This window comes from Halomarina rubra (assembly GCF_023699475.1).
In the GTDB taxonomy this organism is placed as follows: domain Archaea; phylum Halobacteriota; class Halobacteria; order Halobacteriales; family Haloarculaceae; genus Halomarina; species Halomarina rubra.
The window spans coordinates 21,483-33,527 of record NZ_JALXFV010000001.1 but is presented as its reverse complement, the minus strand read 5'-3'; the positions used below and the strand labels follow the sequence as shown (position 1 = coordinate 33,527).

Annotated in this window: 13 protein-coding genes and 1 pseudogene; 7 read left to right on the top strand and 7 right to left on the bottom strand. The window is 69.4% G+C overall.

Annotation, left to right across the window (positions count from 1 at the left end; genetic code table 11):
* The first annotated feature begins 15 nt into the window (after positions 1 to 15).
* Positions 16 to 1,524 (top strand): carboxypeptidase M32, encoded by a 1,509-nt coding sequence (locus tag M1L36_RS00205; protein WP_250871685.1) that lies wholly within the window; start codon positions 16 to 18, stop codon positions 1,522 to 1,524.
* Between the two features lie 340 nt (positions 1,525 to 1,864).
* Here M1L36_RS00205 and M1L36_RS00200 read toward each other — a convergent pair whose 3' ends face one another.
* Positions 1,865 to 2,017, bottom strand: a complete 153-nt coding sequence (locus M1L36_RS00200) for a hypothetical protein (RefSeq protein WP_250871684.1) — start codon at positions 2,015 to 2,017, stop codon at positions 1,865 to 1,867.
* A gap of 216 nt (positions 2,018 to 2,233) precedes the next feature.
* Between M1L36_RS00200 and M1L36_RS00195 the strand changes: the two genes are divergently transcribed.
* A complete protein-coding gene (locus M1L36_RS00195) occupies positions 2,234 to 2,482 on the top strand; it encodes a hypothetical protein (RefSeq protein WP_250871683.1) in 249 nt (82 codons plus the stop codon).
* 65 nt (positions 2,483 to 2,547) lie between these two features.
* Here M1L36_RS00195 and katG read toward each other — a convergent pair whose 3' ends face one another.
* The 3 genes from katG to M1L36_RS00180 form a co-directional block, all read right to left on the bottom strand.
* Positions 2,548 to 4,695: a catalase/peroxidase HPI gene (katG, locus tag M1L36_RS00190; protein ID WP_250871682.1), complete on the bottom strand. Its 2,148-nt coding sequence runs from the start codon at positions 4,693 to 4,695 to the stop codon at positions 2,548 to 2,550.
* Positions 4,696 to 4,950: 255 nt separating this feature from the next.
* Complete coding sequence (locus tag M1L36_RS00185; RefSeq protein ID WP_250871681.1) at positions 4,951 to 5,556, bottom strand: GNAT family N-acetyltransferase; 606 nt, start codon at positions 5,554 to 5,556, stop codon at positions 4,951 to 4,953.
* Positions 5,553 to 6,200, bottom strand: a complete 648-nt coding sequence (locus tag M1L36_RS00180; protein ID WP_250871680.1) for an HAD family hydrolase — start codon at positions 6,198 to 6,200, stop codon at positions 5,553 to 5,555. Before M1L36_RS00180 ends, M1L36_RS00185 begins: the two co-directional genes overlap by 4 nt.
* Positions 6,201 to 6,314: 114 nt before the next feature.
* Here M1L36_RS00180 and M1L36_RS00175 point away from each other — a divergent pair, with 114 nt between their 5' ends.
* A complete protein-coding gene (locus M1L36_RS00175; RefSeq protein ID WP_250871679.1) occupies positions 6,315 to 7,178 on the top strand; it encodes a winged helix-turn-helix domain-containing protein in 864 nt (287 codons plus the stop codon).
* An 18-nt stretch (positions 7,179 to 7,196) separates the two neighbouring features.
* Here the strand turns inward: M1L36_RS00175 and M1L36_RS00170 are convergent, their stop codons facing one another.
* The gene (locus M1L36_RS00170; RefSeq protein WP_250871678.1) at positions 7,197 to 7,592 is read right to left on the bottom strand and encodes a RidA family protein; all 396 of its coding nucleotides are present in this window, start codon (positions 7,590 to 7,592) and stop codon (positions 7,197 to 7,199) included.
* Positions 7,593 to 7,688: 96 nt separating this feature from the next.
* On the opposite strand from M1L36_RS00170, the gene M1L36_RS00165 reads away from it, so the two are divergent.
* Positions 7,689 to 8,870, top strand: coding sequence for a threonine synthase (locus M1L36_RS00165; RefSeq protein WP_250871876.1), 1,182 nt, complete (start codon positions 7,689 to 7,691; stop codon positions 8,868 to 8,870).
* A 119-nt stretch (positions 8,871 to 8,989) separates the two neighbouring features.
* Positions 8,990 to 9,178 (top strand): hypothetical protein, encoded by a 189-nt coding sequence (locus tag M1L36_RS00160; protein WP_250871677.1) that lies wholly within the window; start codon positions 8,990 to 8,992, stop codon positions 9,176 to 9,178.
* Positions 9,179 to 9,248: 70 nt separating this feature from the next.
* On the opposite strand, the gene ddh is transcribed toward M1L36_RS00160, so the two are convergent.
* Positions 9,249 to 10,154, bottom strand: coding sequence for a D-2-hydroxyacid dehydrogenase (gene ddh / locus M1L36_RS00155; RefSeq protein WP_250871676.1), 906 nt, complete (start codon positions 10,152 to 10,154; stop codon positions 9,249 to 9,251).
* A gap of 80 nt (positions 10,155 to 10,234) precedes the next feature.
* On the opposite strand from ddh, the gene M1L36_RS00150 reads away from it, so the two are divergent.
* A complete protein-coding gene (locus M1L36_RS00150; RefSeq protein WP_250871675.1) occupies positions 10,235 to 10,690 on the top strand; it encodes a DUF488 family protein, N3 subclade in 456 nt (151 codons plus the stop codon).
* A gap of 323 nt (positions 10,691 to 11,013) precedes the next feature.
* The gene (locus tag M1L36_RS00145; RefSeq protein ID WP_250871674.1) at positions 11,014 to 11,430 is read left to right on the top strand and encodes a Rieske (2Fe-2S) protein; all 417 of its coding nucleotides are present in this window, start codon (positions 11,014 to 11,016) and stop codon (positions 11,428 to 11,430) included.
* Between the two features lie 149 nt (positions 11,431 to 11,579).
* On the opposite strand, the pseudogene M1L36_RS00140 reads toward M1L36_RS00145, so the two are convergent.
* A pseudogene (locus M1L36_RS00140) lies at positions 11,580 to 11,984 on the bottom strand (eIF2B alpha/beta/delta subunit family protein); the annotation flags it as partial.
* Positions 11,985 to 12,045 lie beyond the last annotated feature (61 nt).

Here is a 12,045-nt window from a genome sequence, read left to right as displayed (position 1 = left end):
AACCCCCTCACGTGCATGGCATCGACAGACACGGACACCGAGTCCGACGCCCCCGACCCCTACGTCGACCTCCTCGACCACACGAAGAAGCTCGCCCACCTCAACGACGCCAACGGCGTGGTCTACTGGGACCTCCAGGTGATGATGCCCGAGGGCGGGATGCCCGCCCGCTCGAAACAGCTCTCGGCGCTCTCGTCGGTCACCCACGACCTCCAGACCGACCCCGTCGTCGGCGAGCACCTCGACGCGCTCGACGCCGCGGACCTGACCGACGAACGGGCCGCCGTGGTCCGCGAACTGCGCCGGAGCTACGAGCGGGCCGTCGACGTCCCCGGCCACCTCGTCGAGGAGCTGTCGGAGACCCAGGCCAACGCCCAGCAGACGTGGCAGGGTGCGAAGGCCGACAGCGACTTCGAGGCGTTCGCGCCGACGCTCGAATCCCTGCGTGACCTCCACCGTGACCGCGCCGAGCACATCGACGGCACGCAGTCCCCGTACGTCACGATGTACGAGGACGGCGCGCCGTACTTACCTCTGGAGACCGTCGAGGACATCTTCGACACGCTCCGTGAGGAGCTCGTCCCGCTCATCGCGGACATCCGCGAGCACGGCGACGACCTGCCCGACCCGTTCGACGGCACCTACCCCGACGACGACCAGATGGCGCTGTGTGAGGCGACCCTCGACACGCTCGGCTACGACCGCTCGCGCGGTCGCCTCGACACCGCCCCCCACCCGTTCATGGTCGGGACGCAGTTCGACGCCCGCGTGACGACCCGATTCGACGAGTCCGACCCGCTGGGCGCGGTGATGTCGACGACCCACGAGTACGGCCACGCCTCCTACCAGCTCGGTCTCAGACAGGACGCCTACGGCACGCCGCTCGGGATGTCCCGGTCGTCGGGCGTCCACGAGTCCCAGAGCCGGTTCTGGGAGAACCACGTCGGGCGCACCCGTCCGTTCTGGGAGTCGTTCGCCCCGACGGTCAACGAGCACCTCGGGACCGACCTCGACGCCGAGACGATGTACCAGTCGGTCAACCGCATCTACCCGGACAACCTCATCCGGGTCGAGGCCGACGAACTCACCTACCACTTCCACATCATCCTGCGCAGCGAGATCGACCGCGCGTTCGTGGAGGGCGACGTCGACGTCGAGGAGATTCCGGACCTGTGGAACGAGAAGATGGAGGAGTACCTCGGCGTCACGCCGCCGAACGACGCCACGGGCTGTCTCCAGGACATCCACTGGTCGTCCGGGTTCGCCTCCTTCCAGAACTACACCGTCGGGAGCGTCCTCGCGGCACAACTGAACGCCGCCATCCGCGAGGACCTCGACGTCGACGCACTGGTCCGCGAGGGCGAGTTCGACCCCATCCGCGAGTGGATGGGCGAGCGCGTCCACGAACCCGGCTGTCGCTACGAGACGCCCGAACTCGTCGAACACGCCACCGGCGAACCGCTGACTGCCGACTACTTCGTCGAGTACGCGAAAGAGAAGTTCGGCGACCTCTACGGGCTCTGAGCCACGGGCAGCCAGGGCCGTCTGGCGGGCGGTCACCGAGTCGAAGCGAGGCGCGTTCGTGGTTTCACCCCGACAGCTTTCGGACGACAAGGTGAGACCTTATCAGGGTGGAGATACTGAGTGTAAACGACGCTTCGTCTGGAGGGCCGAAGCGTCAGCGGGGACCAATTTCAGGACGGCGGCTCGGTCGGGCCCTTTTCATCCCGACCCGGCCGCTCTCCTGTTCCGTTTACCACCGACGAGCGACGCCGCCGACCGCGGTCGCTCTCGACGAAGACGTTCGACTCGGCAGAATCGGGCACTCGCGAGCGACGCGGCTACACCACCGGTCGTCGGACCGTCAGTCCGAGGCGGTCGACGGTGATTCGTCCACGTCGTACGCCTCGACGGCGTCCGTTCCGCAGGCGCAGACGCCGTCCGCCGTCGGGAGGATGAACGTCCCGTCGTCGCGTTCTCGGGCCGTGTACGCCAGGCCACACTCGCGACAGTTCACTATCCTCCGTCCCTTCACCGACGACCCTCCGCCGGCCGGCCGGCCGCGACCGCACCGTCTCCCGCCGTGGTTCGAGTCATCATCTGTTGTTCACTGAGTCCTCCCGTCGTGTATAACGGATGCCAAACTCTTGGGGGGTGCTCGCCGACCGACTACCCACACAGTTGGGTGGCGACCCCTTCTACCGGCCACGCGTACGACTCGTCAGGACATCTCGTGACCCCCCACGACGACGCTCACGACCGCGTGCCCACGTGCGAAGCCGTCACCTTCGTCCCGGCCGACAGCCCCGACCCACGCCGCGGGTCCGCCGTGGACGACGAGCGGTACGTCCGCTGTGGCACCGAGGCCGTCGGAAAGTACCGCATGACACCGGAGTCGGGGGGCGTGGTCGCGAACTGGCTCTGTCGACAGCACCGAGACCACCTCGCCGAGATAATAACGGAGACGGTCGAGACGCGCTGAGGTGCGCGTCGCGCGTCGTCGCGGCCCGAGAACAGTGACGGGGCCGACCCCCGCCGGCGGTCAGTTCACTCCAGGTCGAAGCGGTCGTTCGTCATCACCTTGTGCCAGGCGTCGACGAAGTCCTCGACGAACATCTCCTCGGCGTCGTCGCCACCGTACACCTCCGCGATAGCGCGAAGCTGGGAGTTCGAGCCGAAGACGAGGTCGAAGCGCGTCGCCTCGTACTCGACCGTGCCGGTGGCGCGGTCTCGCCCCTCGAACACACGTTCGGTCTCGTCGACCGGTTCCCACTCCGTGTCCATGTCGAGCAGGTTGACGAAGAAGTCGTTGGTGAGCGTCCCCGGGTCGTCGGTGAAGACGCCACGGTCCGACCCGTCGTAGTTCGCGTCCAGTGCGCGCATCCCACCGACCAGCACCGTCATCTCGGGTGCCGTCAGGCTCAGCAGTTCCGAGCGGTCGACGAGGATCTCCTCGAGCGGACGGTCGTGCTCGCCGCCGAGGTAGTTGCGGAACCCGTCGGCCTCTGGCTCCAGCACCTCGAAGGAGTCGACGTCGGTCTGCTCCTGGGTGGCGTCGGTGCGACCCGGCTCGAACGGGACGTCGACGTCGTGGCCCGCGTCCGCCGCCGCCTGCTCGACGGCCACGGCACCGCCGAGGACGACGAGGTCGGCGAGCGAGACCCGCACGTCGTCGGTCCGGGCGTCGTTGAACTCCGACTTGATTCCCTCGAGGGTGTCGAGGACGGCCCCCAGCTCCTCGGGGTTGTTGACCTCCCAGTCTCGCTGTGGGCGCAGGCGAATCCGCGCGCCGTTCGCGCCGCCGCGCTTGTCGCTCTGTCGGTACGTCGACGCCGACGCCCACGCCGTTCGAATCAGTTCGGGGACGGTGAGGTCGGCGTCGCGGATTTCGGCTTCGAGCTCCTCGATCTCGGCCTCGCCGACGAGGTCGTAGTCGGCCTCGGGGAGGGGGTCCTGCCAGAGCATCTCCTCGTCGGGCACCTCGGGACCGAGCATCCGCGACGGCGGGCCCATGTCACGGTGGATGAGCTTGTACCACGCTTTCGCGAACGCCTCCTGGAACGCGTTGGGGTCCTCCTGGAAGCGCTCGAGGACCTCACGGTAGTCCTCGTCCTCCTTCAGCGCGACGTCGGTCGTGAGCATCATCGGCGTCTGCGTCCGCGACTCGTCGTGGGCGTCGGGGGCGTCCTCGACGGCCCCCTCCTCGACCGGCCGCCACTGCCACGCACCGCCGGGGCCCTTGTGGGCCTCCCACTCGTGGTCGAGCAGGTTGGCGAGGTAGCCCATGTCCCACTTGATGGGGGCGTCCGTCCACGGCCCCTCGATACCGCTGGTGATGGTGTCGGCCCCGCGACCGGACTCGAAGTCGTTCTCCCAGCCGAAGCCCTGGGCTTGCATGGGCGCGGCCTCGGGTTCGAAGCCGACGTGTGCGTCCGGGTCGTCCGCGCCGTGGACCTTGCCGAAGGTGTGACCGCCGGCGATGAGCGCGACCGTCTCCTCGTCGTTCATCGCCATGTTGCTGAACGTCTGGCGGATGTTGTGCGCCGAGCCTTCGAGGTCGGGTTCGCCGTTCGGCCCCTCCGGGTTGACGTAGATGAGTCCCATGACGGAGTTCCCGAGCGGCGCTTTGAGGTCGCCGTCCTCGCCGAAGCGCTCGGCGGACATCGTCTCCATCTCGTCTTCGGGACCCCAGTAGACCGCCTCGTCGGGTTCGTAGGTGTCCTCGCGGCCACCACCGAAACCGAACGTCTCGAAGCCCATCGACTCCAGCGAGACGTTGCCGGCGAGCACCAGCAGGTCGGCCCACGAGAGGTTGCGACCGTACTTCTGTTTGACCGGCCAGAGCAGGCGGCGCGCCTTGTCGAGGTTCGCGTTGTCCGGCCAACTGTTGAGGGGGGCGAACCGCTGGCCGCCACGCGACGCGCCACCGCGGCCGTCGCTCGTGCGGTACGTCCCGGCGCTGTGCCACGCCATCCGAATCATCAGCGGCCCGTAGTGGCCGTAATCGGCCGGCCACCACTCCTGAGAGGTCGTCAGCACGTCCTCGATGTCCGCCTTGACCTCGTCGAGGTCGAGCGACTCGAACGCTTCGCCGTAGTCGAACTCCTCGTCCATCGGGTCGTTCGCGCGGACGTTCTGCTTGAGGATGTCGACGTTCAACTGCTCGGGCCACCAGTCCTTGTTGGACCTGTCCATAGTAGGGCAGTTGCCGCGTTTGCCAGTTAAGATTGTCTACTTCACGAAGGAAGTTTCGCGACAGCGCAAGCAATCTGTCTGAATCGCGAACTTCTGGGGGCGAACCCCGCGACGGAGTCCCACGTCGAGACTCCGTCACGCCGCGGTGGGACGAGGGCCGAGCGATAGGAAAGCGGCGCAGCGGGGGGAGGAACGTCGGCAGGGGAGAGCAGCGTCAGCGGGGAACGAACACTGGGGAGGGTCGACTGGGCCCGCTCAGTGGCCGGTCGTCGACCGGTACTGGTCGCGTCGAATCGTGTAGCGGCGCTCGTCGGCCACGCCGTCGTCGGTCGGCGTCCAGTTACGGAGGCGGCCATCGAACTGCCCGCCGTGGCGGTCGACGAGGCGCTCGATGGCTCGCCGGGAGCGTCCGTTGCCGACCCGGTGGTGCAGGGAGACCAGTCGGAGGTCGAGACGGTCGAACGCCAGCGTCAACAGCGCGTCGAAACACTCCGTCGCGTACCCCTCACTCCAGTGGTCACGCGCGAGAATCACGCCGGGGTGGCCGGTCCGCCGGTCCCACAGGCAGTGACAGTCGGCGACGCCGAGGAGCGACGCGTCGACGGCGGTGTCGCGTTCCTCACCGTCGCGCTCGAAGACCCCGTAGCGTGCGCCCTCGCCGTCGTCCCACCGCGTCCGGAGGGACCGAAGCGCGTCGCGGGCCGCCTTCAGCGAGTCGAACGCCGAGAACGGGACGAACTCGTAGACTCCCGCCTCGTCGTTCGCTCGGCGGTGGTCGTACAGCGTGCGGGCGTCGACGGCCCGGTCGAGGCGACGGAGAGCGAGCCGGTCCGTGGACAGTTCCTCGGGGAACACCGTCACACCCGGTCGAGCAACGCAGCCCGGAGGTCGTCGGAGCCGGTCGCCACCGTGTCGGCCGCCCCGAGGTCCTGTGCGTGCTCGTCGTCCCAGCGAAAGCCGACGCTGGTCATCCCTGCGGTGTTGGCAGCGGCGACGCCGTGTGTCGAGTCCTCGACGGCGACGCAGGCGTCCGCCGAGACGCCGAGTTCGTCCGCGGCGTGCTCGTAGACGAACGGGTCGGGTTTGCTCGGTCCCTCGACGTCGTCGGCGCTGACGACGGCGTCGAACGAGTCGAGTTCGAAGCGGTCGGTGACGAACCGAATCCAGCGGCGTGGCGAGGAGGAGACGAGTGCCAGCGCCGCCCCGCGCTCGCGGAGGTCCGCACAGAGCGCGTCGAACCCTTCCAGCAGCGTGGCACGTTCGGTGTACAGCTCCTCCGCGGCGTCGTCGTACAGCGCGAGGAAGACGTCGCGGTCCATCGTCGTCCCGTGGTCGGCGACGAGGTGGTCGTAGAGGTCCGAGACGTTCATCCCCGTGATGTCGCTCGCCGTCACGTCGCTCTCGGGAGCCGCTCGGGGGAGGATGCGTTCGTTCTCGATGGGAACCCAGTGGTGTTCGGAGTTCACGATGACCCCGTCCATGTCGAAACAGACCGCGTCGTGCATGGTCTGGACGTCACCGAGCGCCGACAAAGGCGTTCTGAGAACTGTGTTTCTATCCGAACTTCGACACGTTCGGGCGTCGAACCGTTTTTGCCGGTCGGTGCGGTTCGTCAGCCAATGGGTCCACTGCCCGACGAGACGGACGGTCGACTCGCACCGGAGGCGGCGTTCTCGCTGCTCGGTCACGAGCTCCGACTCGAAATCCTCTGGGCCATCTGGACGGCCCCCGACGGCACGGCGACGTTCTCGGAGATACGCGACCGGGTCGACGTCGCGGACAACGGGCGACTCAACTACCATCGGGGGCGACTGACCGACCACTTCATCCGACGGGTCGGCGACGAGGGGTACACGCTCAGACAGGCCGGACTCCACGTCATCCAGGCGATTCACGCCGGACGGTTCACCGACCACCCAGAGCGCGAGCGGACCACCCTCGACGGGGCGTGTGGCGACTGCGGTGGCACCCTCGCCTTCCGCTACGTCGACGACATGGCGAACGTGTTCTGTGTCGACTGCGACCGACTCTGGAACGAACACGCCTTCCCACCCGCTGGCGTCGAGAGCCGGACCGACGAGGAGCTAGCGCTGGCGCACGACCGCTGGGAGCGCGCACGGCTTCGTCTCGCGGCCGACGGCATCTGCCCCGCCTGTGGCGGACGGATGACGGCCGCCCTGATTCCCGCCGGCCACTACCGAGACTACGTGACGCACGTCCGCTACGAGTGTCGCCACTGCACCTTCCACCCCCGAGAGACGCTCGGTGAACGGGTCCTTCGACACCCCGCGACGGTCGCCCTGTTCTACGACCACGGCATCGACCTGGCGGCGACGCCGTGCTGGGAACTCCCCTTCTGCTTCGACGAGGACTACGTCGAGACCGAGACGGACCCACTGCGTGCGCACGTTCGAGTGCCCTGTGAGGACGACGAACTCGTCTTCGCGTTCGACGCCGACGGGACGCCCGCTGTCAGCGAGTGAGCGACCGTACGGTACCGGTCACTCGCCGCCGTGCTCGTCGACCACCGCGTCGACCTCCACCTCGACGCACATCGCCGGGTCGACCAGTCGTGACACCTCCACCAGCGTCGCGGCGGGCCGCACGTCGCCGAACGCCTCCTCGTGGGCGCGCCCGACGAGTTCCCAGTCGTCGGCGTCCGTGACGTACAGTCGGGTCCGGACCACGTCGTCGAGGCTCGCTCCCGCTTCGGTCAGTCCGCGTTCGACGTTCTCGATGGCTCGCTTCGTCTGGTCGTAGGCGTCGCCGTCGACCACCTCGTCCTCGTCGGTCGCGGTCGTCCCCGCGACGAACACCCGGTTCCCGACCCGGACCGCCCGCGAGTAGCCGACCTTCTCTTCCCACTCGGTGCCGCTCTGGACGCGCTGTCGTCGCATGTCCCGACCTCGTCGTGCGTCGACAAGAACCCGCGCGCTCGCCGGAGTCACCACGCCTTTGCCCGCCGCGCGTGAGCGTCTCGCATGGAGACGACGCTGGAGACGACCGACGCGTTCGCTGGCCTGCGCTGTGTCGACTGCGGGGAGACGTTCGACGCCGAGACGCCGCATCGCTGCCCCGACTGTGGCGGCATCCTCGACCCGACGTACGACTACGACCGGGTCGACCTCACGCGTGCCGACCTCGAGGCGCGACGGTTCGACACGATGTGGCGCTACGAGGAGCTGTTACCGTTCGCCCGCGAGCACGCGGTGACGATGGACGAGGGCGCGACGGCGCTCGTCGAGGCTCCCGCACTGGCAGAACGGATGGGCGTCGAGCGCGTGTTCGTCAAGGACGAGGGCCGGAACCCGACGGGGACGTTCAAGGACCGCGGCCAGACGGTCGCGATGACCGCCGCACGGATGCACGGCGCGACCGACGTCGCGCTCAACTCCGCGGGCAACGCGGGCCAGTCGGCCGCGGCGTACGCCGCCGAGGCCGGCCTCGACGCCCACGTGTTCCTCCCCGAGCGCGCGGGGTTCACCCAGAAGTCGATGACGCTCGTCCACGGCGCGGACCTCACCGTCGTCCCCGGCGAGATCGGCGACGCGGGCGCGGCCTACACCGACGCGATGGCCGACCACGACTGGTACTCCACGAAGACGTTCGTCACGCCGTACCGCCACGAGGGCAAGAAGACGATGCTGTACGAGACCGTCGAGCAACTCGACTGGCAGGTGCCGGACGCCGTCGTCTACCCCACCGGGGGCGGCGTCGGCCTCGTCGGGATGCACAAGGCCGCCCGCGAGTTCCGCGACCTCGGTCTCGTCGACGACCTGCCGCCGATGTACGCCGCGCAGGCCAGCGGGTGTGCGCCCATCGTCGACGCGTGGGAGTCGGGGGCCGACCGCCACGAGGCGTGGGGGGAGATAGACACCGTGTTCGGCGGCATCGCCATCCCCGACCCCGGCGCGAGTCCGTTGATTCTCGATGCGCTGGAGGAGAGCGGCGGCGGCGCGGTCGCCGCGAGCGACGACGCCATCCTCGACGCCGCCGTCGCCGTCGCCCGCGAGACGGGAATCGAGATGGGCGCGACGTGTGCGGCGGCCGCAGCGGGCGCGTTCGAACTGGCCGAGCGCGGCGAGTTCGACGCCGACGACACCGTCGTCCTGCTCAACACCGGCGCTGGCAACAAGGACGACGACGTGTTGCGCGGCCACCTCGGGACGGTCTGAAGGTGAGTCGGCGTCGACGCCGACCGTCCCACTACCGAGACGTTCTCACAGCGCGGGTGTTCAGACGAGCCGACGATACGCGCCGGATAACTACGTCGCCACCCGCGCTCGACGGGGACATGGCAGCCTCTCGTGCGTCGTGGGCCGACCCGCGAACACTCGTCGCGCTCGCCGGCGTCGTCGCCTGCGGCGTCCTCGCGTTCGGTCTCGACGTGACCGGGTCGTTCTCACCGCTCCTGTTCGGTCTCGGCGTCCTCGGCGTGTTCGGCATCTCCGCGCTCGCCGTCGCCGCGTCCGACCAGCGGTGACCGGCCGACGGTCCAGACCGACGGCGAGCGGGCACCGGTTTCGGCAGACGGTGGCCTCCCGACCGACGGCTCACACCACCCGGTTGACCGGCGCGTCGCCCTGCTCGATGCGCCGGGCGTTCGTCGCGACGAGCGCCCCGACCGCCTCGTGGTAGTCGTTCGTCAGCGCCGCGCAGTGGGGCGTGACGAGCACCTCCTCGAACCCCCACAGCGGCGACTCCTCCGGGAGCGGTTCGGGGTCCAGCGCGTCCAGCGCCGCGCCGGCGATGGCCCCCTCGTCGAGCGCCGCGACCAGCGCGTCCTGCTCGACCACCTCGCCGCGCGCGACGTTGACGAGGTAGGCGTCCTCTCGCATCGCGTCGAGGACGGCGGCGTCGACCAGACCGGTCGTCGCCTCGGTGAGCGGGACCGTGAGGACGACGAACCGTGCGTCGGCGACCGCCTCGGCGAGGGCGTCGGGCGTGAACACCTCCGAGACGCCGGGGACCAGTGCGGGCGTCCGCCGGACGCCGACGACGTCCATTCCCAGCGCGTCCAGTCGGACGGCGACGCCCTGCCCGAGCGTGCCCAGGCCGACGACGCAGGCCCGTTCGTCGCGGAGCGTGAACGCTCGGTCGTACGGTTCGTGTTCCCAGACGCGGTCGTGCTGGCGGTCGCGGTAGCGGTGGAGCCGTCGGGCGAACGTGAGACAGTGGCCGGCGACGCTCTCGCCGACGCTCGCGCCGTGGATGCCCGTCGAGTTGGTGAACGTCACGCCGGCCTCGCGGTAGCGCTCGACCGGGTAGTCGTCGTAGCCGGCGGTGATGGCGTGGACCCACGGGACGTCGAACAGCGCCTCGTCGTGGTCGAACGCGACGACGCCGTCGCAGTCGTCGAGCGCGCCGGTCGTCGCGGTGACGCCCTCGCTGGTGAGGAACTCGACCAGCAGGGCGGGGTCGAAGACGGGCGCGACCGACTCGTGGACGAGAACGTGCATACCGGACCTGGTGTGGCGACCGGCAAAACTGCTCCGTGCGGACCCCGAACCTTCAGTGCGCTCGCGGACGAACACCCACCGTGACCGCCGTCGACCCCGCAGACACGCTGTTCGACACGTACGTCGCGGCGCTGCAACACGACCTCGTCGACCTCCCGGCGGACACGACGCTCGTGGGCGTCGTCCGCCGCCCGACCGGGTGGTTCCAGTCGACCGTCGACGAGAACCACCCCGCTCTCGGCCCGCCACCGGACCTGCTCGACGAGGTCCAACGACGGCGGGAGGACCTCGCACAGCGTGGCGTGTGCGACGAAGAGGCCCACAACGCCGCGTGGACGGAGGCGTCGTTCGACCGCCGCTACCGCGACCACATCGACGAGTCGGCCGAGGCACGGGCGGCGGTGGCCGACCTCCTCGAACGCCTCCGCTCCGGGGAGCGACTCGCGCTCGTCTGTTTCGAGAACACCGAGAAGAAACGCTGTCACCGCACGCTACTCCGGGAGCGACTCGCCGAGCACCTGCGGGCGGACGAGTGACCGGCGGAGGTTAAGCGGGACCGAGAGAACCGCGTCACGCGGGGCTACGAGGGGAGACAGACGACTGGCGTGACCTTCGTCGGTAGCGTCGTGAACGTGAGAGATGGCGGCTCAGGTGAAAACCGTCGTCACAAGGGGCTCGGTGGGGGTAACAGTCATCATCGCCGCCTACGGGTGGTTCGGTGCTGCTACCCAAGAATCCCGCGCTTCGGTTCGGTGGCGCTGTGACGGCCGTCGAGGACGACGGTCGACGAGGTGTCGACGGGGTGCCGGAGGTGCGCCGACGGCAACAGCCAAGCGGCCGTGCCTCCGAGAGACGCACGATGGCAGACGGAACCCGAGTCGCGAGCGTCGAGGACGTCCCGGAGAACGGGTCGGTCCTGTTCACCGCCGAGGACCCGTTCACGAACGAGCGAGAGGTCATCCTGGTCCGCTGTGCGGCAGAGCCGGGCGTCGAGGCGTGGGTCAACAACTGCACGCACGAGGACCAGCGCTTCGACCGGGGCGACGGCGCGCCGATGCGCGATGGGCAACTCATCTGCCCACGCCACGGCTCGCTGTTCGACGCCTGTTCTGGCCACTGCGACAACGGCGAGGCCGCCGGGACGACCCTGCCGTCGGTCGCGGTCACGGTCGAGGACGGCGCGGTGTTCCTCAGCGACGACGGATACACGTACCTCCACGAGGGGGGCATCGACGACGATGACACGCCGAGTTCGACCTCACACATCGGGCTCTGAGCGGCCGTCGCTCGCCGGTACCGACCCGTCTCACTCGTCCCACCGAGCACGCTCGCGGCCTCGCGAGCGGTCGCCGCGACGGCCGCGGCGTCGAGCACGCCCGCCTCGGTGACGACGGTCGCCAGTCCGGCGGGACTCACGTCGAACGTCGGCGCGAACACGTCGAGCGGGGCGTCACCGTCGTACACCGCTTCCGACGGACGTGGTTCGAGGGCGGTCGTCTCACGGGGGCTCACTTTGTCGCGTGCGGCGACGACGACCGCCGGGACGCCCTCGTGGGCGGCCGCCACCAGCACGGCGCGGGTCCCGACCTTGTTCACGACGCGCCCGTCGGGGAGCACCGTGTCGGCTCCGACGAGGACGGCGTCGACCGCCGTGGTGGCCAGCGCGTGCGCGACGGCGCTGTCGGGGACGAGCGTCACGTCGTGGTCGCCGGCGAGCGCTTCCGCGACGCCGACGCCCTCGCCACCGGGGCGCGACTCGGCGACGGTGACTCGCTCGGGAGAGAGGTCGGCCAGCGCCTTCCGGACGGTGCCCGACCGCGAGAGCGTCAGGACGTGGCTCGCCCCGTCGAGTTCGCGGGCGGCGTTCGTGGCGGCGGTGGCGTTGGGCGGC